This is a genomic window from Cytobacillus mangrovibacter (genome assembly GCF_042865275.1).
Lineage (GTDB): Bacteria > Bacillota > Bacilli > Bacillales > Cytobacillaceae > Cytobacillus > Cytobacillus mangrovibacter.
In genome coordinates this window covers 1-23,434 of record NZ_JBIACJ010000010.1, presented here as the reverse complement: position 1 = coordinate 23,434, position 23,434 = coordinate 1, and the positions used below count along the sequence as shown (strand labels likewise).

Genomic DNA, 23,434 nt, shown 5'->3' with positions numbered 1-23,434 from the left:
GGTACTCGCTTTCCGCGGGGTGGGCGCTGAGCCTCCTCGGCGCTACGCGCCTGTGGGGTCTCAGCTGTCCCACTGCTCCCGCAGGAGTCTCGCACCTTTCGCTCCAATCAACCAAATATTTTTGGCGGTATTTTTCATGAAACTGATTCAATAACAAGCATCTTTTTTAGAAAAGGGCCATAAAAAATACCACAGCCAAAACAACTGTGATATTTCCAAAGATTCCATATTAATCAGAAGGTTCATTTTCTCTTTTTGCATCTTTTTCATCGATTAGGATTCTTCCTAAGCTGAGCCAGTTTTCTTCCATTAAGGAGCTGGCTAGGTTAAGGTCCTTTGATCGACAGGCTGAAATAATGGCCTTGTGCTGCTCGATTGATTGACGTGCACCGACTGAGCTGAATTTTGAGAACTCTAGTCTCCGAATCTTGGACATTAATCGCTCTAATGCTCGTTCAATTTCATCATTGCCTGATGTTTTTAGAAAAACAGCATGAAATTGATCATCTGCTTCAACTGCACATTGTACATCTTTATTATCCAATGCCTTTGCCAATTGAGCATTGCTTTCTTCCATTGATGTAAGCTCTTCATCTGAGATTAATGGAATCGCCAGACGCACTGCTAAACCATGCAATGCAGCAACAACCGTAAATGCGTTCTTTGCCTCCTCTAAATGAATTTCTGCTATTCGGGTTTGCGAACCTGGTAATGATTCGACAAGCCCCTCATCTTCTAGCCTCTTAAGCGCTTCTCTTACAGGTGTTCGACTGACCCCAAATTCAGAGGCTAGATCCTTATCCTTAATACGCCCACCTGGTTCTAACTCCAACGTCACTATCGCCTTTTTTAATGATTCATATACTTGATCTCTTAAAGCCGGCCGCATAATTGTTTTTATTGTTTTCATAAAACGAATATATCAATCTCTATTTGATAGGTCAATCTTAAAGCGACTTATATTTAAGTACTGGTATCTTATTCGAGGATCTCTTGGAAACATAGCTATGCAAGATCATGCCGATAATGACAAGCTGCATCCCGGTCCATGCCAGAATGGACGGAGAAGGTGCTGATAATAACAGCAATTCACCGAAAACAGCAAATAAGACTTCAAATGATTGAGTGGCTTCAACCGCAGCTAATTTCTGCATATTCCCTTTTACCATGTCCGTTGCCTTAAAGAATAGGACAGTAGCGACCACACCTGATAAAAGAGCGACTAAGAACGCTTGAAATGTTTGTCCTTTGCTTGGCAAACCGACTGTTGCCATCCCATAGATAGAAAGAAGGAGCCAAAAAGGGAGACTAGCTAACGTCATACCTAGAACGCGTTGAAAGGCATCTAATCGATCTCCACATACCTCCATCATTTTTCGGTTGCCGAGCGGATAAGCAAAGGAGGCAACTATTACAGGCAGGATTCCCCATAGTAATACCTTTGCAGATAAACCATTTGCTTGGTCTATCTGCATCATTGCCACCCCAATTAGAATAACGAGAGACATCAGCAGGCCGATTAACGGGATCTTACCCCGTACCTTAACTGGTCCACAATCTGTTTGTTTCGTCTCGAAGAAGAAAGGGGAAAGCAATGCCCCCGAAATAATCGTCATTTGCCAGGTGCCCGCAACGAGCCAACCCGGTCCATACGCAGCTGCAAAGCTTATCGGTGCATAAAATAGACCAAATCCAATAAAGCTCCATAAGAACCATACTCCCGGCCTTCTCTTCATTTCAAGTAATAGAGACTTTAAATTGCGTCTACACATAACAAGAATAAGAAGAAAGGGTACCATAAATAAGTAGCGCAGCGAGGCACTCCAGATCCAGCTGCCCCCTGACAACTCCATTGACCGATTCAATATAAACGTAAAAGCAAAAAAGAATGCAGATAAAATACCTAAAAGGATTGGACGCAAGTCGATTCACCACCTATTTTAAAAATTTCGTTAATTTTACATATAACTAATATATCGCATTTTGGTTTTTTATCAATGTATTTATTTATTAGCCAAATTGAATTTTTCCCATAAAAAAAACTGCCTGAAGAAATTCAGACAGGAACATTTATGATAATGAATTAGATGCTGGTTTTTCGTCCATTGTGCCAGGAGACTTCGGCACCTCATGATGGTGGCGGCAACGAGGCTCATATGCTTCTGAGGCACCAACCAAAATAACTGGATCATCATATGATGCAGGTTTGCCGTTAATCAAACGCTGAGTACGGCTCGCCGGTGAGCCACAAACGGCACACACAGCCTGCAGCTTAGTAACTAATTCAGCAATAGCCATTAGTGCAGGCATCTGGCCGAATGGTTCCCCACGGAAATCTTGATCAAGTCCAGCAGCAATCACACGATGACCACTATTCGCTAGATGCTGGATCACATTGACAACTTCAGAATCGAAAAACTGAACTTCATCAATGGCAATGACATCAATATCAGAATTTATATGTTTAAAAATATCAGTTGAGTGGGCAATTGGTAAAGCGGTAAAAGCTGTTCCATTATGCGAAACGACTTCTTCATCACTGTAACGGTTGTCTATTTGCGGTTTAAAAACAACGATTTTTTGTTTGGCAAATTCGGCTCTACGTACACGTCGGATCAGTTCTTCTGATTTCCCAGAGAACATACTTCCACAAATGACCTCTACCCACCCATGATGCTGCATCACATACATGAACTCACCTCTCCTCCTTGCTGTCGTGCATGATTTCAAATCGGCATTTCCCAAATGGGACTCTATTATAAGCATTAAAAATGCTAGAAAGGGCAATAAAAAACAGGCAAGAAAGAAAACTTGCCTGTTTTGGTTGTTATTGTTGTTGTTGCTTCATGCCGTATTTCTTATTGAAACGGTCAACACGTCCGCCAGCTTCAGCGAATTTTTGACGTCCTGTATAGAATGGATGGCATTCAGAACAAGTCTCAACGCGGATCTCTTTTGAAACAGAACCTGTTTCAAACTCATTACCGCATGCACATTTCACCATTGCTTTATTGTAATTTGGATGAATTCCTGCTTTCATTCTTTTCATCTCCTTCCGCCCTGAATCATACCGAAACAGAGTATATAGTACGGGTAACCTATTGATCCCGTATAATCAAAAAACACACTGGAATTATTATAACAAGGCAAATCCTATTTTGCAATATTTGATTTCTCAATTCATAAGAAGGGAAATATTGGCTTAGGAATTTAGCCTATATTACTTCAATGCACTTCCGCTTTTCTTTGCTTTCATTTCTTCCGATAGATTCGCGAAGAATTCTTCATTGGATTTCGTTTGTCTTAGTTTACGTAAGAACTTGTCAGCGAAATCTGGTGAATCAGTCATAGATTTTCTAATCGCCCACAGCTTATCAAGATGATCCTTCTGGATAAGCAGTTCCTCTTTACGTGTACCTGAACGACGAATATCGATTGCAGGGAAAATTCTTCGCTCTGCAAGTGAACGGTCAAGATGAAGCTCCATGTTTCCCGTTCCTTTAAATTCTTCGTAAATAACGTCATCCATACGTGAGCCTGTATCAACAAGGGCAGTTGCTAAGATTGTTAAACTTCCACCCTCTTCAATATTACGGGCTGCACCGAAGAAGCGTTTCGGACGGTGGAATGCTGCTGGGTCTATCCCCCCAGACAATGTTCTTCCACTTGGCGGGATCACGAGATTATAAGCTCTCGCCAATCTTGTAATGCTATCCATTAGAATAACAACATCCCGTTTATGTTCAACAAGACGCATCGCACGCTCAAGAACTAGCTCAGCTACTTTTATATGATTCTCTGGAACCTCGTCAAACGTTGAGCTGACTACATCTCCTGCAACAGAACGCTCAATGTCTGTTACTTCTTCTGGACGCTCATCAATTAATAAGACAATTAGTTCGACATCAGGATGATTCGTTGTCACACTATTAGCAATTTCTTTTAATAGCATTGTTTTACCTGCTTTTGGAGGGGCAACAATTAATCCACGCTGACCAAATCCAACTGGAGCAAGTACATCCATGATTCGGGTCGAAAGATGTTTTGGCGTTGTTTCAAGCTTCATGTGACAGTCCGGATACAAAGGAGTTAATCCAGGGAAATGCACACGTTCTTTTGCCGTTTCAGGGTCATCCCCGTTAACTGCTTCCACTTGCAGAAGCCCAAAATAGCGTTCATTTTCTTTTGGCGGACGAACCTTACCAGAAACCTTGTCCCCATTTCTTAAATCGAAACGACGGATTTGGGAAGCAGATATATAAATATCTTCAGAGCTTGGTGAATAGTTAATCGGCCGCAAAAATCCAAAGCCCTCTGATTGAATGATCTCAAGGACACCTTCCATAAAGAAGTACCCTTCCTTCTCAGCCCTTGCCTTTAAAATAGCAAAAATCAATTCTTTTTTTGTTAATTTGCTGTAATAAGAAACTTTATATTCGCGTGCAAGCTCATAAAGCTCCTTTAACTTCATATTATCTAAACTTGAAATATTTAATCCCATATCGACACCACACTTTTGAATTTTCAATCTCTTTTTCCACAAACAAACCATACATATGGAAAGAAATAGGAATTTAACTTTTATTGAGGCAATAAATATCTGTTACAAAGTAAATAAGGATACCGAGGATAGATCCGAATAAGGAGCTATGTTTTCTATCACAAACTAAGTTGAATGGTCATATATTGAGGGTTTCCTCTACTATTTGAAAAACAATTACTATTTTACCCCTTAATTCGGGGTTTAACAACTACATTTTGATTGATGGAAGAGTATGAAGTGTTTATTAATATAAAATAATAGACTTTCCGCTTTTTTATGAGAATGATTTGTATATTTGGAAGGAGGAAGAGATGATAGGTCTGGCTATTTGCCAGACCCTTTTTATATTTTGCCGTTATAATATATTGTTACTAATGAAAAATAGTTGGTAGAGGTTGATTTCCGCTCCAGGACGCTCGCTTTCCGCGGGGTGGGCGTTGAGCCTCCTCGGCGCATAGCGCCTGTGGGGTCTCAACTGTCCCACTACTCCCGCAGGAGTCTCGCGCCTTCCGCTCCAATCAACCAATCTTTTTTTTAGCAATTTTCATTCATAGTACCTTTTCAAAAGCAACATTATTTTTTAAAAATAGCCTTTATTTAATTCACTCTATTAACGAATGACAAGGTTGGGTTTCTTGTTTAAACTGTGTCTGCCTTCAATAAAGCGGACTGTGCCTGATTTTGCGCGCATAACAACTGAATGGGTAGAGCCGTATGAGCCTTTAAATTGAACACCACGTAACAATTCCCCATCGGTAATACCTGTAGCAGCAAAAATGGCATCATCGCCTTTTACAAGGTCTTCCATCAGTAAAACTTTATTCACATCTAAGCCCATTTTTATACAACGCTCAACTTCAGCATCATTTTGTGGAAGAAGTCTTCCTTGAATTTCTCCGCCAAGACATTTAAGTGCAACGGCAGCAAGAACGCCTTCTGGTGCTCCGCCTTGTCCGAATAAAATATCAACGCCAGTATGGTCAAATGCTGTATTGAATGCACCTGCTACATCCCCGTCGTTTATTAATTTGATTCTGGCACCTGCTTCACGCAGCTGGTTGATAATATGTGCATGTCGCGGACGATCCAAAATAGTTGCCACTACATCAGAGACATCTTTATTCTTTGCTCTGGCTACAGCTTTCAAGTTGTCTAAAACAGATGCATTAATATCTATTTGTCCAACTGCTTCCGGACCTACTGCAATTTTGTCCATATACATATCTGGTGCATGCAGCAAATTGCCATGATCAGCAATTGCAAGAACAGCAAGCGCGTTCCATCCACCAGATGCTACGATATTCGTTCCCTCAACTGGATCAACAGCTACATCCACTCGTGGGCCGTATCCAGTACCAAGCTTTTCTCCAATGAAAAGCATTGGTGCTTCATCCATTTCCCCTTCACCAATAACAACTGTTCCCTTCATCGGAACGGTATCAAACACATCTCGCATAGCAGAAGTTGCTGCATCATCCGCCTCGTCCTTTTTCCCTCTTCCCATCCAGCGTGCAGATGCTAAAGCAGCACCCTCTGTTACACGGACAAGTTCCATCGTTAAGCTTCGTTCCATTCTTATTTCCCCCTAAACAGTTGCCTACACTTTTTTTGTCCAGTTCCGGCTCCTAAGGGCTCGAAGTCATAAGTCATTCCGCCATGAAGGTTAGAATACAACCTTCCCGACAGCCTGTCTTATGCTTATCGCCCCTGAACAGTCGCCTACACTTTTTTGTCCAGTTCCGGCTCCTAGGGGCTCGAGGTCATAAGCCATTCCGTCATGAAGGTTAAAGTACAACCTTCCCGACGGCCTGTCTTATGCTTGTCGCCCCTGAACAGTCGCCTACACTTTTTTGTCCAGTTCCGGCTCCTAGGGGCTCGAGGTCATAAGCCATTCCGTCATGAAGGTTAAAGTACAACCTTCCCGACGGCCTGTCTTATGCTTGTCGCCCCTGAACAGTCGCCTACACTTTTCTATTCTACTTACGCGTTTTTGAATTGTTCTTGTTCTTCTTTTGTTAAGCTTTCACGCCAGATTGTTGCGCCTAGCCCATTTAATTTTTCCACTAAATGGCTGTATCCACGATCAATATGATCAACACCCGTCACTTCAGTCACACCTTCAGCCATTAAGCCTGCAATGACCAATGCAGCCCCAGCCCGTAAATCACTGGCTTTCACTTTTGCTCCCTGAAGCTTGATCGGGCCATGAATGATAGCTGAACGACCTTCTACCTTAATATTAGCATTCATTCTTCTTAACTCATCTATATGCTTAAATCGAGCACTATAAATTGTATCAGTCACCATGCTTGTCCCAATAGCACCTGTTAACAGGGAGGTGAAGGGCTGCTGAAGATCCGTTGGGAATCCAGGGTAAACAAGCGTTTTAATATCAACCGCTTTCATTTCCTTTGCTGGCCCTACAAAAACTTGATCATCCCCAGCTTCGATTGGGACACCCATTTCCCTTAGCTTAGCAATCAAGGATTCGAGATGCTGAGGGATGACATTATCAATGAGTACCCCTTCACCAGCTGCTGCTCCAAGTATCAAATAGGTCCCAGCCTCAATTCGGTCTGGAATAATTGTATGCTGGCATCCATGGAGCTGATCGACCCCGTCAATCCGAATGACATCTGTACCCGCACCTTTGATTTTTGCTCCCATATTCGTTAAAAGGGTAGCTACATCAATAATTTCTGGCTCTTTAGCGGCATTTTCAATGATTGTTCTTCCCTTTGCTCTCACGGCAGCAAGCATGATATTTATCGTTGCACCTACACTGACAACGTCTAGATAAATCCGTGCACCACGAAGTTCATCTGCACGCAAGTAAATCGCACCCTGCTCATTTGTCACACTGGCACCAAGGGCTTCAAAACCCTTTATGTGCTGATCGATAGGTCTTGGCCCTAGATGGCACCCGCCAGGAAGACCAATGACTGCCTTTTTAAAGCGTCCGAGCATGGCACCCATTAGATAATAAGAGGCGCGCAGTTTTTTTACTTTTCCATTCGGCAAGGGCATGGAGATCATAGAAGATGGATCAACAGTCATATCATTTTCATCGAAATGAACCGTTCCTCCAAGTTCTTCAAGCAGCCCTTTCAAAATTTGAACATCCGAAATATTTGGCAGCCCTTCAATTGTGACGGGAGAATCCGCTAGTATCGTAGCTGGAATCAACGCCACTGCACTATTTTTCGCCCCGCTAATTCGAACAGTTCCTTTCAAAGGATAGCCGCCAGCAATCATAAGCTTTTCCATTGTTAACCCCTTTCTAAGCCGTGATGTATGAAGAAAAACGCTGCGCGTCTTTCTAAAGAGGTGAGGCATGTTTTTTTCAGCATACCTCAACATCTCATTAAAAAAATTTATTAGAATCTGAATAGGATTGTCCTATTTAAGCATGATAAAAAGATGATGGACGAACACGCTAAAGAATGCTATTACCATATTTTTACGCAGTCCGACAATATCCATATCATCTAGTTTACACGAAAATATAAATCTCATGTATGGATATGCAAAAAAGTTTAAATTAAGTCGGAAGACCTAGTGAGAGATGATATAAATCCCACAGCCCTTTTTATTAAACTTTATTAAATAGTGCACGAAATCGCCATTGGTATACCCGCTCATTAAGTTATTCATACGAATAAAACCCATTCGCATGTACACCAATGGCTCTTAATCAATAATCAACGTGAACATAGCTTTTTATGAACGAGCATTCCAGTCCGCAAGAAAGGCTTCAATCCCTTTATCTGTTAACGGATGATTAAATAATTGCTGAATTACTTTATAAGGAACCGTTGCAATATGCGCCCCTCTTAAAGCTGCATCTGTGACATGCTGTGGGTGTCGAATAGACGCTGCGATGATTTCTGTTTCAATATCGTGGATGGCGAAGATTTCAGCAATCGCAGAAACTAAATCAAGTCCATTATGGCCAATATCATCTAGTCTTCCTACGAAAGGTGAAACATAGCTTGCTCCAGCTCTTGCTGCAAGCAATGCTTGGTTTGCACTAAAGATTAAGGTAACATTTGTTTTAATTCCTTCTTTTGCAAAAACATTGACTGCTTTTAAGCCATCTGGAGTCATCGGTACTTTAATCGTAATATTAGGTGCGATAGCCGCTAATTCTCTTCCTTCTTTAATCATTCCTTCTGCATCAAGTGCGATTACTTCCGCACTAACTGAGCCAGGAACAAGAGCGGTAATTTCACGTAGACGGTCAGGAAAAGAAACGTTTTTTTCCTTAGCTACTAATGATGGGTTTGTTGTTACTCCTGCTACTACACCTAATGAAAAGGCTTCTTTAATCTCATCCATGTTTGCTGTATCAATAAAAAACTTCATTTATATTTCCTCCTATACTTTCATTTAAAATAGATGACAAATGAATGGAAACCGCCTCTTGTCTAGATGGCGGTTTCCACTTAAAAGTCAGTTGTATTAAGCTTTACCAGATGAACCGAATTCACGCATTTTTCCGATAACCGTTTCTTTAATGGTCTCACGTGCTGGTCCTAAGTATTTGCGTGGATCATAAATATTTGGATTTGCAGCTAATACTTCACGAACGGTTTTCGCGGAAGCAATTTGATTCTCTGTATTAACATTAATTTTTGCTGTGCCTAAAGAAACAGCTCTTTGAATATCCTTCGTTGGAATTCCTGTACCGCCGTGTAGAACAAGAGGAACACCAGTTAGGTTTCCGATCTCTTCCATTTCAGCGAAGCCCAAGTTTGGCTCTCCCTTATATGGACCATGTACTGAACCTAATGCAGGTGCTAAGCAGTCAATTTTCGTACGTTTGACAAGCTCTTCACATTCTTTTGCATCTGCATAAATAACGCCATCTGCAATGACATCATCTTCTTGTCCACCTACTGTACCTAACTCAGCTTCTACAGATACTCCTTTTGCGTGTGCATATTCTACAACCTTTGCAGTCGTAGCAATATTTTCTTCAAACGGATCGTGTGAAGCATCAATCATGACAGAAGTGAAACCTGCATCAATGGCTTCCTTACATTTATCAAAGCTTGATCCATGATCTAAGTGGATCGCTACAGGAACGGTGATTTTATAATCTTCTAGTAATCCTTCTACCATTTTCACAACCGTTTTAAACCCACCCATATAGCGGGCAGCACCTTCGGAGACACCAAGAATAACAGGGGATTTTTCCTCCTCTGCTGCTTGTAAAATTGCTTGAGTGAACTCAAGATTATTTAAGTTAAATTGACCTACTGCATAGCCCTCGGCTTTTCCTTTGTTAAGCATGTCAGTCATTGAAACTAAAGGCATCTTTTTTCCTCCTTATTAATGAACGGTTCTTTTTTTCACGGATACTCTTATTAAAGTCTTTCCTGCATTTCAAATGAATATGTACGAATTATCCGTGCCCAAATGAAGCCAATCCTTTGGAATTCATTTGTATCATACCAAAACAGAAAAAGAATTGCTATTAATCCCACACTTTTTTCATTATGGCTCTTTAAAACTTGCTTGTTGATTTCCGCTCCATGCACTCCAATCAACAAGGTTCAATAATTAACAGTGCAGCCTTCATTATTGTAACCATTTAAAAAGAAGCCTAAAAAGGGCTTCTTTTAAAGTGATTTAGCGATTGGTAAATATTTTTTTACAGCAGCACGGATGTCGTCAATATCAAAAGGTTTTGCAAAATGGGTTAGAGCCCCAAGGTCTTTTGCCTCTTGTATCATGTCCAATTCTCCATAAGCTGTCATAATGATTACGCAAATTTCCTTATCGATGACTCTCATTCGCTTTAATATTTCAATACCATCCATTCCAGGTATTTTCATATCAAGCAAGACTAAATCAGGTGAATGATTTGTGACAATTTCCAGTGCCTGTATGCCATTGGCAGCCTGGTATGTATCGTACCCCTCTTTCTGTAATACTTCGTTAAGTAAAATACGAATCCCAAATTGATCATCAACAATTAAAATTTTCCCCTTCATTAAGCCACCTCTTCCCTTCGTATCAAAACGATTGTTTCTTTTTTTCACCATGATGTCTTCGCCGGCTTTCCTTTTTACTCCCCTTCCTATATTTCTACCCCCACTCTGACAATTCCTGCCTGTTCAATTATTTCATCATAGGAATTTTACCTTTTCACCAGCGTTCCTTATAATAGTTAATTGAAAGGCATTAAATTTAGGCTATTTCCCTAAACATTGTTGCTAATAACATATAGTTGATAGAAGTTGATTTCCGCTCCAGGATGCTCGCTTTCCGCGGGGTGGGCGGTGAGCCTCCTCGGAGCAAAAGCTCCTGCGGGGTCTCACCTGTCCCACTACTCCCGCAGGACGTTGAATAGGCTTCTTGAATTGACACCGCACGAGGAAATGCGGATGCATTTTCGAGGAGTCTCGCACCTTCTGCTCCAATCAACGACCTTTTTTGTCGACTGTTTTCATTATTTAAAACAGCAATTTTAAAAAAGAGCCTAAATTTCACACTGTTACTAAATGATTAAGGAGCGAGAAGATGTTAAAGATGTTTACTACTCAGCTTACTGGGTTGTTCAAAAGGATTCAGGAAAAAGAAGAATTGGCGATGGAAGACAGTGCACGCTTATTGGCACAAGCCATTATTGGCAGCGGGCAGTTATACATATTTGCAACAAAGGAAATGAATGCTGTCGCTTATGAGGCTACATTAAGTCAGGAGCCTTTAAAGAAGAGCAGCATATGGGATTCAAAAAATGGCTTGGACGAAATTTCCGAAGCAGACCGATTTCTAATCGTCTCTAGATACTCAACTGATGAAGAAGCTGTAAAGATGGGGAAATATTTATTAGAAAAGGGGATTCCCTTCACCGCTATCTCTACCGTTTCTACTGTTGAGGGTGAAAGCTTGGTTCATTTAGCGGATGTTCATATCGATTTGTCCGTGTCAAAGGGGCTTCTGCCAGACGATGAAGGAAATCGATTTGGCTTCCCTGCATCAATGGCTGCTTTATATGTTTATTACGGCATTCGATTTACAATAGAAGAAATACTTGCAGACTATGAATGATTTCTAGAGAATTTTTAATATGTAAGTCCATTTAGATGGATTTTTTCGTTTCTTTTTGAATTTTTCGGGCAGTATGACTGATCTACTCGTCACTTTGTCTATTTTACCGGTCAGTTTTACTGATTTACCCGTCAGTTACTCTATTTTACCCGTCACTTTAATTGATTTACCAATCGGTTACTCTACTTTACCCGTCAGTTATCAATTTTACCTATATTTAAACAAAAGCCCCACTAGAATCTAAATCATCTAGTAGGGCTATTTTTATTATTTCTCACTAAACTTTAATGATGCACCAACAAACTCGCGGAACAATGGTTGTGGACGATTAGGTCTTGAAATAAATTCAGGATGGAATTGTGATGCCACGAACCATGGATGATCTTTGACTTCAATAATCTCAACAAGACGTCCGTCTGGGCTTGTCCCTGAGAAAATAAAGCCTTTCTCTTCCATTTCTTGACGATAGTGATTATTAAATTCATAGCGATGACGATGGCGTTCATAAACAACTTCATCTTGGTAAGCATGCATCGCATTTGTATTTTCAATAAGTTTACAAGCTTGTAAACCAAGTCTTAATGTTCCGCCAAGATCTTCGATATCTTTTTGCTCTGGAAGAAGATCAATAATTGGATGTTCAGTAGACGGATCGATTTCTGCTGAATGTGCTCCTTTAAGGTTTAACACATTTCGTGCAAATTCAATCGATGCTAATTGCATACCTAGGCAGATCCCAAGGAAAGGTTTCTTCTGTTCACGGGCAAATTGAATCGCAAGGATTTTCCCTTCGATTCCACGATCGCCAAAACCGCCAGGAACAAGGACTCCATCTACATCCTTTAATAATTCAGTTACATTTCCTTCTGTAACCTCTTCAGCGTTAATCCATTCAATTTGAATATCTGAGTTATGGGCATAACCTGCATGCTTTAATGCTTCAACGACAGAAATATAGGCATCCTGAAGTTCCACATATTTTCCGACTAGGGCAATTTTTGTTGTTTTAGATAAATGGGTTACTTTATCAACTAACTGCTTCCATTCAGTCATGTCTGCTTCTCCACAATTTAGCTTCAAATGCTCGCAGACAATATTATCAAGATTTTGATCTTGGAGAGCTAGTGGAATGGAATACAATGTGTCAGCATCTCGGCATTCGATAACGGCATCTTTATCAATATCACAGAATAAAGCAAGCTTATCCTTCATATCTTGAGAAATTGGCATTTCAGTACGAACAACAATGACATTCGGCTGTATCCCTAAGCTTCTTAGCTCTTTCACACTATGCTGGGTTGGCTTTGTTTTCATTTCTCCTGCCGCTTTAATATACGGAACTAATGTACAGTGAATGTACATCACATTATCTCGGCCAACATCACTTTTAATTTGACGAATCGCTTCTAGGAAAGGTAGAGATTCTATATCCCCTACTGTTCCGCCAATTTCAGTAATGACCACATCTGAGTTTGTTTCATGGCCTGCACGGAAAACACGATCTTTAATTTCATTTGTAATATGTGGAATGACTTGAACCGTTCCACCGTTATAATCCCCACGGCGCTCTTTTCTAAGCACTGTTGAATAGATCTTACCAGTTGTCACACTGCTATACTTTGTTACATTGATATCAACAAAACGCTCATAATGACCTAAGTCTAAGTCCGTTTCCGCACCATCATCTGTTACAAAAACCTCTCCATGCTGATACGGGCTCATTGTTCCTGGATCCACATTTATGTAGGGATCAAACTTCTGAATTGTTACACTCATCCCTCTGTTTTTTAGAAGGCGCCCAAGTGAAGCAGCTACAATACCCTTTCCTAGTGACGACACCACGCCGCCTGTCACAAAAATATACTTTGTCATCATTATTCCCCCTTAAGTAACAGTTTGTACATAATCGCCTTTATTTAAAGACATAATTAACGAAATCATCCGTTTCCGAATCACCGGATTCTTTTTTCCAATTAGAGGGTTACGATGCCATTCAAAAATAAAAAGCGCCCCGCTTACTTATAAAAAGTAAGGGAGCGCTATACGCTTTTAATTATCGTTCCTTTTTAAAAGGAGCCCAAAAATGATTCTACAAGCCTGTAGGGAAAAAGTCAAGATTATAAATCTTCTTCCTCATCAAGTTCAGCTTCTTCATCGTCTAGATCTTCATCTTCATCGCCAAGGTCAAACTCCTCGTCTTTATCGAGAAGATCCTCATCCTCTAGCTCTTCTTCATCATCGTCTAACAAATCATCATCGTCATCTTCATCTAGTAACTCGTCATCCTCTAAATCATCAATATCATCATAATCGATATCTTCTTCATCCAACTCATCATAATCATCTAGTTCTAAATCTAAATCTTCTTCATCCTTAGCCTTTTTCGCCTTTTTCTTCTTCGGCTTAATATCTGTTACGACTTCCTCTTCTACCTGCTCAAACGGATACCAAACACGAAGGCCCCATGTGTTATCCCCTAAACCAAGGAAACGTCCATCAATATTTAGATCAGTATAGAATTGGGCAATTTTCGCTTTCACTTGTTCATCAGTAAGCTCTAGACGGCTTGTTAGCTCATCCATAATTGCTTTAAAAGGCATTGCTTCTTTTTTACCCTTTAATAACTCAAATGTTATTTCAATTAAAGACATTTCGTGCAATTCCTCTTTTGAATACGTTTCTAAACTCATTACAAGCACTTCCTTTCTCTATGTAACGCCTTCACTAAATTCCATTTGAAGGAACAACTTTGCAAAACTCTTATGTTGAATGTCAAAGTTTGCCTACATATCTTTAGGCAATTTCAACCATGTTTAATCATGACTCTCTTCGCAAACATTGTTGCTTTTTACATGAATGAGTAGAGGTTGATTTCCGCTCCAGGACGCTCGCTTTCCGCGGGGTGGGCGCTGAGCCTCCTCGGCGCTAAAGCGCCTGTGGGGTCTCACCTGTCCCACTTCTCCCGCAGGATTCTCGCGCCTTCCGCTCCAATCAACCAATCTTTTCTAAGAAAAGTTTCCATTCATGCAATTTATTCAAAACAACAATCTTATAGAAAACAGCCTTAATCATACATATTACACATTTTCATTAAAACTATATTTTTCCCAGCTTTAATAAGCATCCTCTAGAATGCATATTCTTCATTATAAACAAAATTTTTCTGTTTATGCTAGCTATATCTATCGTTTTTATTCTCTTTTTCTACTTCATCACTTTGTTTTGGTTTGTTTGAGAGCTGTTTAAAGGCTTGAGCAAAAAAGTATATGGATAATAATAAGAAAGGGATTGCCCCAAGTTGCTTTTGATAAAGATAAATTGATCCGATAATAATCCCTAGTAGGCCAATAAAAGTCAATAACCGTTTCACTTATTCCACACCCTGCTCTTTAAAAACTGTGAAGTCATTCATACAACTCTCCATTATTATCTCGATTATATCGGATTCAAGATAAAAAGTATAAGCAAGTTATAAAAATATTGCAAAAAACTTGTAGCGTGGGCTACAAGTTTTTTAAAAAAGAATCATTAATAATATATCTTTTCACACTTACATATTCCGGCGGTATTGGCCGCCTACTTCGTAAAGGGCTTGTGTGATTTGGCCAAGGCTGGCTGTTTTGACGGTTTCCATTAATTCTGCAAAGATGTTTCCGCCGCTGACTGCTGTTTGTTTTAATTGTGTAAGTGCTTCTGCTGTTTTTTCTTTGTTTCGTTCCTGGAAGCTGCGCAGGTTTTGAATTTGTGTTTCTTTTTCTTCTTTTGTTGCACGCGCAAGCTCCATATTGTCCATTTCCTCTTCAGATGGAGGATTTGGATTTAAATAAGTGTTCACACCGATAATCGGCAGTTCACCTGTATGTTTTTTCATTTCATAGTACATGGATTCGTCTTGAATTTTTCCGCGCTGATATTGTGTTTCCATTGCGCCTAGCACGCCGCCGCGGTCATTGATTCGTTCGAATTCCTGAAGCACTTGCTCCTCAACAAGATCGGTTAATTCATCAATGATGAATGCCCCTTGCAGCGGATTTTCATTTTTCGTTAATCCATGCTCTTTCGTAATAATCATTTGAATCGCCATCGCACGTCTCACTGATTCCTCGGTCGGAGTCGTAATCGCTTCATCATAAGCATTTGTATGCAGTGAATTACAATTATCTTGAAGGGCCATTAACGCCTGCAATGTTGTGCGAATATCATTGAAATCAATCTCCTGAGCGTGAAGTGAGCGACCAGAAGTTTGGATATGATATTTCAGCTTCTGACTTCTTTCATTTGCTCCATATTTATCCCTCATGACTGTTGCCCAAATGCGGCGAGCTACACGGCCAAGCACCGTATACTCTGGATCTAAGCCGTTTGAGAAAAAGAACGATAAATTCGGAGCAAAATCGTTAATGTTCATTCCTCTGCTTAAATAGTATTCTACATACGTAAAGCCGTTCGCTAATGTGAATGCTAGCTGTGAAATCGGATTGGCTCCCGCTTCAGCAATATGATAGCCAGAAATAGACACAGAGTAGTAATTGCGAACCTTTTGGTCAATGAAATATTGCTGAATATCGCCCATCATCCGCAGTGCAAATTCTGTTGAGAAAATACATGTATTCTGTCCTTGGTCCTCTTTTAAAATATCTGCTTGAACCGTACCCCTTACTGTTTGTAAGGTAATCGCTCTTACTTCAGCAAATTCTGCTTCTGTTAAAATTCGGCCAAGCTCCTTTTCCTTCGCTTCTATTTGCTGCTCAATCGCTGTATTCATAAACATCGCCAAAATAATTGGTGCTGGTCCATTGATCGTCATCGAAACAGATGTTGATGGATGGCAAAGGTCAAAGCCATCATAAAGCTTTTTCATATCATCCAATGTACAAATGCTAACTCCGCTTTCGCCAACTTTTCCATAAATATCTGGGCGGTAATCTGGATCTTCCCCATAAAGCGTAACCGAATCGAATGCTGTGCTTAGACGCTTAGCTGAGTCATCCTTCGATAAGTAATGAAAGCGGCGATTCGTTCTTTCTGGTGTTCCTTCTCCGGCAAACTGTCTCTTCGGATCTTCTCCTTCACGCTTGAACGGGAAAACACCTGCTGTATATGGGAAGGATCCTGGAACGTTTTCTCTGTATACCCAGCGGATGATTTCTCCATAATCCTTGTATTTCGGCAAGGCCACCTTCGGAATGGAAAGACCAGACAAGCTTTTTGTCTTTAAAATCGTCACAATCTCTTTATCACGAATTCTTGTGACAAATTGATCACCTGTATATTTCTCCTTTAACTCTTCCCAGCCAGCAAGAATTTTCTGCGTTTCTGGTGTAAGCTTAGATTCAGTGCTTGTTTTGAGCGCCACAAGAGCTGCAAGTACCTCCTCGTTCGCATCCTGCTCTTTCACTGCAAGAATTGCGCCTTCAAGCTGGAACACTTTTCGTGCTAAATCCGCCTGCTCCTCTGCCTTCTTATGATAGCCGCGAACAGTTTCAGATACTTCTCTTAAATAATAGCGCTGCTCATTCGGGATAATCACATTTTGTTTTTCAACTAGAGCATTTTTCGAAAAACTCGTTTGCCAGTCTATTCCACATTTTTCATTCAGATTTTCGATTAAGGCAGCAAACACCGCGTTTGTTCCTGGGTCATTGAATTGACTTGCAATCGTACCATATACAGGCATGTCATCGAATTCTTTTTCAAACAGCATCCGGCTTCTTTGGTATTGCTTTTGAACTTGACGACGTGCATCCTCAGAGCCTTTTCGCTCGAATTTATTAATAACAATTAAATCGGCATAATCAATCATGTCGATTTTTTCTAACTGGGACGGAGCACCGAATTCGCTAGTCATGACATACATCGAAACGTCGCAAATTTCAGTTATTTCAGCATCCCCTTGGCCAATACCGCTTGTTTCAACAACGATTAGATCAAAGCCTGCTGCTTTTACAACGGATATTGCATCTTTAATGGCAAGTGATAGTTCGCTCTTAGACTTTCTTGTTGCCAGGCTTCGCATATATACACGAGGATTAAAGATCGCATTCATGCGAATTCGGTCTCCAAGAAGTGCGCCGCCTGTTTTTTGCTTTGTCGGGTCGACTGATAGGATCGCAACTTTCTTTTCTGGAATTTCATTAATAAATCGGCGGATTAGTTCATCCGTTAATGAGCTTTTTCCTGCTCCGCCTGTTCCAGTAATCCCTAGTACAGGAACTGTTTTTTCAAGTGACTTTACCTTCTCCATTACTGAATCCAGTGTAGCTGCCGCTTCTTTTTCCATGCTGACATGATGCTCAGCAAGCGTGATGAGCTTCGCAATTGCATTCACTTGCCCGCCTTGAAGCTTTTCAATTTGCTCTGTTGCTTCTGCAGTGAATGTAGGGAAGTCACATTCTTCAAGCATTACATTGATCATGCCTTGAAGGCCATTTTGGCGTCCATCCTCTGGAGAGAAAATTCTTGCGATTCCGTACTCATGCAGCTCCTTTATCTCCTTAGGGATAATAACGCCGCCACCACCGCCATAAATTCGGATATGTGGGGCACCTTTTTCTTTTAAAAGATCATACATATATTTAAAGTATTCAACATGTCCGCCTTGGTAGGAAGAAATCGCAATTCCCTGCACATCCTCTTGAATCGCTGCATTGACTACTTCTTCAACCGAACGGTTATGGCCAAGGTGAATGACCTCTGCACCACTCGCCTGAATAATTCTTCTCATTATATTAATGGAGGCATCGTGACCATCAAAAAGGCTGGAAGCTGTAACAAAACGAATATGATTCTTTGGCTTATAAACTTCTGGATTACTCATTCTTCTCCCCCTATAATTGATTTCTTGTTTTTTGAATTTTATCGAGCAACTTCAGGTAGTTATCGAACAATTGCTGATTTCAAGCAATTTTATAAGGCATTTTTAGTAAGGATTCCTTGAAAAAGCAAGTCTGTTTGCAGTTTGATGTAATCGTCTATTGAGTATATTCTTTTCAAGGACCAACGGCGGAAGGCCCACATTTGCCCCTGCACAAAGATGTTATGGGCAATCATCTTGACCTGGTCCTCCACTAGGTCTAACTCACCATTCTCTATACAGCCATTAATGAGTTTTTCAAACATCTCAACCATTTCGATTTCTTTTTTCAGTACATATGGCAGTGCATCCTTAGAGAGGGATTTCACTTCCTGATACATGACAAGCACCTCGTCCTGCATCTCATCAACAACGCGGAAATAATCAGCAATCCCTAGCTTCAAGCTTTCAAGTGTTCCCCGGTTCATATCAAGATCCTTTTGCAGACGCTCACTGACTTGATCGTAAATGCTGTCACAGACAAGGTATAAGACATCTTCCTTTGTCCGTATGTATTCATATAATGTGCCGATGCTAAACCCGGAGGCCTTTGCAATTTCTCTTGTTGTTGTACGGTGGAACCCTTTTTGAATAAAAAGGGTTACCGCACCTTTAATCATTTGATCCCGCCTCTTTTTAACAAGGCGTTCATCTTTAACCGACGCCTGTACTTCGCGTTTTTTCATATTCCTACCGCCTTTTTGCATCCCCAATTTCCAATATGCCATGATGGCAAGACTTCAGCAGGTTTTGGCAGACTAAGACGAACTTTCTCGAGGCATCCTGCTTTCATGTAAAGGCTGTTTTTGTAAAAATTGTTGCTAATTTAAATGTAGTTGGCAGAGGTTGATTTCCGCTTCAGGCGGCTCACTTTCCGCAGGGTGGGCGCTGAGCCTCCTCGGCGCCATGCGCCTGTGGGGTCTCAACTGTCCCACTTTTCCCGCAGGAGTCTCGCACCTTCTGCTCCAATCAACCAAGCTTTTTGACAAACGAGAAATTTAACAAAAAAACAACAAACTTTTAGAAAAAGTCAACTTTAATTATTTAGTCAGCATACGTGAGATAACGAGGCGCTGAATTTCTTGTGTTCCTTCATAAATTTGGGTGATTTTTGCATCCCGCATGAAGCGCTCAACAGGGTAATCCTTCGTATACCCGTAGCCGCCAAAAATTTGTACCGCATCTGTAGTTACCTTCATGGCTGTATCCCCTGCAAGTAATTTAGACATAGCTGATTCTTTTCCGTATGGAAGTCCAGCTGATTCTAACCATGCTGCTTGATAGGTTAGTAGTCTTGATGCTTCAATGCTTGTTGCCATGTCTGCAAGCTTAAAACCGATGCCTTGTTGTGATGCGATTGGCTTTCCGAATTGTACACGCTCTTTCGCGTATTCCACTGATGCATCTAAAGCACCTTGTGCAATTCCCACAGCTTGAGCTGCAATCCCGTTACGGCCGCCATCAAGCGTCATCATCGCAACTTTAAAGCCCTCGCCCACTTCACCTAACACATTTTCAACTGGTACCTTGCAGTTTTCAAAAATAATTTCTGTTGTTGGTGATGAACGGATGCCTAGTTTTTTCTCCTTTTTACCAACAGAGAAACCTTCAAAATCAGCTTCTACAATAAATGCTGTTGTTCCTTTATGCTTAGAGGATGGATCTGTAAGCGCAAATACAACATAAATATCCGCAATGCCACCATTTGTAATGAAGATTTTCGAACCGTTTAAAATGTAGTGGTCCCCTTCAAGACGGGCTGTTGTTTTCATTCCGCCAGCATCTGATCCGCTGCCAGGTTCTGTTAAGCCGTAGCCGCCAATTTTCTCTCCTTGAGCCATTGGTCTTAAATACTTTTGCTTCTGTTCCTCGCTGCCGAATTTATAAATTGGCCAGCCAGCAAGTGATGTATGTGCTGACAGTGTTACACCTGTGGAAGCACACACTCTTGAAAGTTCTTCTACCGCTATACAGTAGGCTAAATAGTCGCTGCCAATGCCGCCGTACTCTTCCGGCCATGGGATTCCTGTTAGGCCAAGCTCTGCCATTTTGTCGAAGATTTCACGGTCAAATCGTTCTTCTTCGTCACGTTCAGCTGCTGTTGGGGCTACTTCATTTCTCGCAAAATCTCGTACCATTTTTCTAATCATTTCATGCTCTTCGGTTAATTGAAAGTTCATTTGTCTATCCCCCATTTTGATTATCAAATGTATATTTTGGATTTTTCCGTAAATTCATTTGCTAATGATGATAAAGTTGGTAGATGTTGATTTCCGCTACAGGTGGCTCGCTTTCCGCGGGGTGGGCGCTGAGCCTCCTCGGCGCTAAAGCGCCTGTGGGGTCTCAGCTGTCCCACACGTCCCGCAGGAGTCTCGCCACCTTCCGCTCCAATCAACAAAGCTTTTCTGGCAATTGACAGCTTACTCGCAAACTACAATATTTTAGAAACTGCCTCGCTCTATTACAGCTGTTTGCTTATTACAATACGTTGGATTTCACTTGTGCCTTCGTAGATTTCGGTGATTTTTGCGTCACGGAAGTAGCGCTCTACTGGGTAATCTTCTGTGTAGCCGTAGCCGCCAAATACTTGAATGGCGTCTGTTGTTACTTCTACTGCTGTGCGTGAAGCAAAAAGCTTTGCCATGGATGCTTCCTTCCCACATTTGATTCCTCTTTGGCGAAGGTCTGCGGCACGATAGATTAATAGCTTTGCTGCTTCAACAGCTGTTCCCATATCTGCTAGCTTAAAGCCGATTCCTTGCTGGGCTGCAATTGGTTTGCCAAATTGAACACGTTCTTTTGCGTACCCCACTGCGGCCTCAAGCGCTGCTTCTGCAATACCAAGGGCTTGTGCTGCAATTCCGATGCGGCCGACATCAAGGTTTGCCATCGCAATCTTAAAGCCTTGCCCTTCTTCACCAAGCAGATTTTCAGCCGGAACACGCATATCCTCAAAGCTTAACTGTAAGGTTCTTGATCCATGCAGTCCCATTTTATGCTCATCTTTTCCAATGACTAGTCCTGGCGTATCTTTTTCCACTATAAATGCAGAAACTCCTCTGCTGCCATGCTCTGGATTGGTTGAAGCGAAGACAATATACACATCTGCTTCACCGCCATTTGTGATAAACACTTTTGAGCCATTAATGACATAATGGTCGCCATCTTTAACCGCTTTTGATTTTAAGCTTCCTGCGTCTGAGCCTGCGCTCGGTTCAGTTAAGCAGAATGCCCCAAGGTACTCACCTGTTGCAAGCTTTGGAATGTATTTTTGTTTCTGCTCTTCTGTTCCGAAATATAAAATTGGGTTCGTACCAACTGATGTATGGACGGATAAAATAACCCCTACAGTTGCACTTACCTTTGATAATTCATTGATCGCGATAATATAAGAGGTGAAGTCCATTTCAGATCCGCCGTACTGTTCAGGAATTGGAATGCCCATTAAGCCAAGCTCCCCCATTTTCCGCAAAATCTCACGTGGAAACTCGCCTTTCTCCATATTTTCTACGAATGGTGCGATTTCTGTTTGTGCGAAGTCACGCACCATTTTTCTCATCATTTCCTGTTCTTCTGTAAATCTTAAGTTCATCTGTTTCCCCTCCAGACTTTAATCTTCGGTGATATTTAAGAGTTTTGTTTCTAGATACAATGTAGTTGGTAGAGGTTGATTTGCGCTCCAGGCGGCTCGCTTTCCGCGGGGTGGGCGCTGAGCCTCCTCGACGCTAAAGCGTCTGCGGGGTCTCAGCTGTCCCACTCTTCCCGCAGGAGTCTCGCCACCTTCCGCTCCAATCAACCGAGCTTTTTAGTCAACCATTTCCATTCATATTGCATGTCAAAGCTATAGTTTCGTCGAACGTTTATCTTGGTTAGTGTTATTCGTAAGTATAAAAACCTCTGCCTGTTTTCTTTCCGAGCCAGCCTGCCTTAACATATTTTCTTAGTAGTGGGCATGGGCGGTATTTGTCATCTCCAAAGCCTTCGTGGAGGGTTTCCATAATGTATAGGCATGTATCTAGTCCGATGAAATCAGCTAATGTTAATGGGCCCATTGGATGATTCATGCCAAGCTTCATTACTTCGTCAATGGCTTCCTTTGTCGCAACCCCTTCGTATAAGGTGAAGATTGCTTCATTGATCATTGGCATGAGAATTCTGTTTGAAACAAATCCTGGGAAGTCATTTACTTCAACTGGGACTTTTTTCAATGTCTTTGTCATATCCTCAATGGTTTGATAGACTTCATCAGCTGTTGCCAGGCCGCGGATTATTTCAACAAGTTTCATCACTGGCACAGGGTTCATAAAATGCATGCCAATTACTTTTTCAGGACGCTTTGTAGCAGCTGCAATTTCTGTAATAGGCAGTGAAGATGTGTTACTAGCAAGGATGGCATGTGCTGGTGCAATTTCATCCAGTTGATTGAAAATCTTTGTTTTGATTTCCATATTTTCGACTGCTGCTTCGATGATTAAATCCACGTTTGCTGCATCATTTAAGTCAGTAGATGCTGTGAGATTACTTAGTACTTCTTCCATTTGTTGTGCTGTCATTCTCTCTTTTTCTACTTGGCGGGAGAGATTCTTTTTGATGACACCAAGTCCTCTTTCAACGAACTCTGGCTTAAGATCATTTAATAAAACAGTGTACCCAGCTTGCGCACATACTTGTGCTATCCCGGAACCCATTTGACCAGCACCGATTACCATTAGTTTTTTTACAGTCATTGTTGTATCCTCCGTTCAATTGTTCTTTTATAAAATTAGCCTGTTTTAATAAATATCACTAAATAAAATGTAGTTGGTAGAGGTTGATTTGCGCTCCAGGTGTTCGCTTTCCGCGGGGTGGGCGCTGAGCCTCCTGATATGAACGAAACTGTCAAGGTCCCCACTCTACACCATGTTTTGATCTGCTTTTGGCCAACTCTAAGAAGAGAAGCTATTTTTCGCTTCTTTGCTAGCTTGTTAGATGTTTAGCCA

At 41.2% G+C, this 23,434-nt stretch carries 19 protein-coding genes; 1 reads left to right on the top strand and 18 read right to left on the bottom strand.

The window, feature by feature from the left end:
- Positions 1–229 precede the first annotated feature (229 nt).
- The 10 genes from ACFYKT_RS17050 to ACFYKT_RS17005 all read right to left on the bottom strand — a co-directional run bounded on the left by ACFYKT_RS17050 (position 230) and on the right by ACFYKT_RS17005 (position 10,542).
- Complete coding sequence (locus ACFYKT_RS17050; RefSeq protein ID WP_389222072.1) at positions 230–910, bottom strand: GntR family transcriptional regulator; 681 nt, start codon at positions 908–910, stop codon at positions 230–232.
- A gap of 37 nt (positions 911–947) precedes the next feature.
- Entirely contained in the window at positions 948–1,922 is a 975-nt protein-coding gene (locus tag ACFYKT_RS17045; protein WP_389222070.1) for a DMT family transporter, read from the bottom strand.
- Positions 1,923–2,070: 148 nt separating this feature from the next.
- Entirely contained in the window at positions 2,071–2,691 is a 621-nt protein-coding gene (locus ACFYKT_RS17040) for a thymidine kinase (RefSeq protein ID WP_389222068.1), read from the bottom strand.
- 136 nt (positions 2,692–2,827) lie between these two features.
- Complete coding sequence (rpmE, locus tag ACFYKT_RS17035; RefSeq protein WP_389222066.1) at positions 2,828–3,040, bottom strand: 50S ribosomal protein L31; 213 nt, start codon at positions 3,038–3,040, stop codon at positions 2,828–2,830.
- Positions 3,041–3,220: 180 nt separating this feature from the next.
- Positions 3,221–4,501, bottom strand: coding sequence for a transcription termination factor Rho (gene rho, locus ACFYKT_RS17030; RefSeq protein ID WP_389222249.1), 1,281 nt, complete (start codon positions 4,499–4,501; stop codon positions 3,221–3,223).
- Between the two features lie 652 nt (positions 4,502–5,153).
- Positions 5,154–6,116 carry a class II fructose-bisphosphatase gene (glpX, locus tag ACFYKT_RS17025; RefSeq protein ID WP_389222064.1) on the bottom strand — a complete coding sequence of 321 codons (963 nt, stop codon included), beginning with the start codon at positions 6,114–6,116 and terminating at the stop codon, positions 5,154–5,156.
- A 407-nt stretch (positions 6,117–6,523) separates the two neighbouring features.
- A complete protein-coding gene (locus ACFYKT_RS17020; protein ID WP_389222062.1) occupies positions 6,524–7,810 on the bottom strand; it encodes a UDP-N-acetylglucosamine 1-carboxyvinyltransferase in 1,287 nt (428 codons plus the stop codon).
- Positions 7,811–8,263: 453 nt separating this feature from the next.
- Complete coding sequence (gene fsa / locus ACFYKT_RS17015; RefSeq protein ID WP_389222060.1) at positions 8,264–8,908, bottom strand: fructose-6-phosphate aldolase; 645 nt, start codon at positions 8,906–8,908, stop codon at positions 8,264–8,266.
- A 96-nt stretch (positions 8,909–9,004) separates the two neighbouring features.
- Complete coding sequence (locus ACFYKT_RS17010) at positions 9,005–9,862, bottom strand: class II fructose-bisphosphate aldolase (protein ID WP_389222058.1); 858 nt, start codon at positions 9,860–9,862, stop codon at positions 9,005–9,007.
- 305 nt (positions 9,863–10,167) lie between these two features.
- Positions 10,168–10,542, bottom strand: coding sequence for a response regulator (locus tag ACFYKT_RS17005; protein ID WP_389222056.1), 375 nt, complete (start codon positions 10,540–10,542; stop codon positions 10,168–10,170).
- Positions 10,543–11,071: 529 nt separating this feature from the next.
- Here ACFYKT_RS17005 and ACFYKT_RS17000 point away from each other — a divergent pair.
- Positions 11,072–11,602: a DUF2529 domain-containing protein gene (locus tag ACFYKT_RS17000; RefSeq protein WP_389222054.1), complete on the top strand. Its 531-nt coding sequence runs from the start codon at positions 11,072–11,074 to the stop codon at positions 11,600–11,602.
- Between the two features lie 267 nt (positions 11,603–11,869).
- Here the strand turns inward: ACFYKT_RS17000 and ACFYKT_RS16995 are convergent, their stop codons facing one another.
- The 8 genes from ACFYKT_RS16995 to ACFYKT_RS16960 form a co-directional block, all read right to left on the bottom strand.
- On the bottom strand, positions 11,870–13,474 hold the full coding sequence (locus ACFYKT_RS16995; RefSeq protein ID WP_389222052.1) for a CTP synthase: 1,605 nt from the start codon (positions 13,472–13,474) through the stop codon (positions 11,870–11,872).
- A gap of 245 nt (positions 13,475–13,719) precedes the next feature.
- Positions 13,720–14,292 carry a DNA-directed RNA polymerase subunit delta gene (rpoE, locus tag ACFYKT_RS16990; RefSeq protein WP_389222050.1) on the bottom strand — a complete coding sequence of 191 codons (573 nt, stop codon included), beginning with the start codon at positions 14,290–14,292 and terminating at the stop codon, positions 13,720–13,722.
- Between the two features lie 482 nt (positions 14,293–14,774).
- A complete protein-coding gene (locus ACFYKT_RS16985) occupies positions 14,775–14,972 on the bottom strand; it encodes a hypothetical protein (RefSeq protein ID WP_389222048.1) in 198 nt (65 codons plus the stop codon).
- Positions 14,973–15,152: 180 nt separating this feature from the next.
- Positions 15,153–18,419 carry a fused isobutyryl-CoA mutase/GTPase IcmF gene (gene icmF / locus ACFYKT_RS16980; RefSeq protein ID WP_389222046.1) on the bottom strand — a complete coding sequence of 1,089 codons (3,267 nt, stop codon included), beginning with the start codon at positions 18,417–18,419 and terminating at the stop codon, positions 15,153–15,155.
- A gap of 89 nt (positions 18,420–18,508) precedes the next feature.
- Entirely contained in the window at positions 18,509–19,141 is a 633-nt protein-coding gene (locus ACFYKT_RS16975; protein WP_389222044.1) for a TetR/AcrR family transcriptional regulator, read from the bottom strand.
- A gap of 354 nt (positions 19,142–19,495) precedes the next feature.
- Positions 19,496–20,635 carry an acyl-CoA dehydrogenase gene (locus ACFYKT_RS16970; RefSeq protein ID WP_389222042.1) on the bottom strand — a complete coding sequence of 380 codons (1,140 nt, stop codon included), beginning with the start codon at positions 20,633–20,635 and terminating at the stop codon, positions 19,496–19,498.
- Between the two features lie 281 nt (positions 20,636–20,916).
- A complete protein-coding gene (locus tag ACFYKT_RS16965; protein ID WP_389222040.1) occupies positions 20,917–22,047 on the bottom strand; it encodes an acyl-CoA dehydrogenase in 1,131 nt (376 codons plus the stop codon).
- Positions 22,048–22,330: 283 nt separating this feature from the next.
- Complete coding sequence (locus ACFYKT_RS16960) at positions 22,331–23,182, bottom strand: 3-hydroxybutyryl-CoA dehydrogenase (RefSeq protein ID WP_389222038.1); 852 nt, start codon at positions 23,180–23,182, stop codon at positions 22,331–22,333.
- Positions 23,183–23,434: the final 252 nt, after the last annotated feature.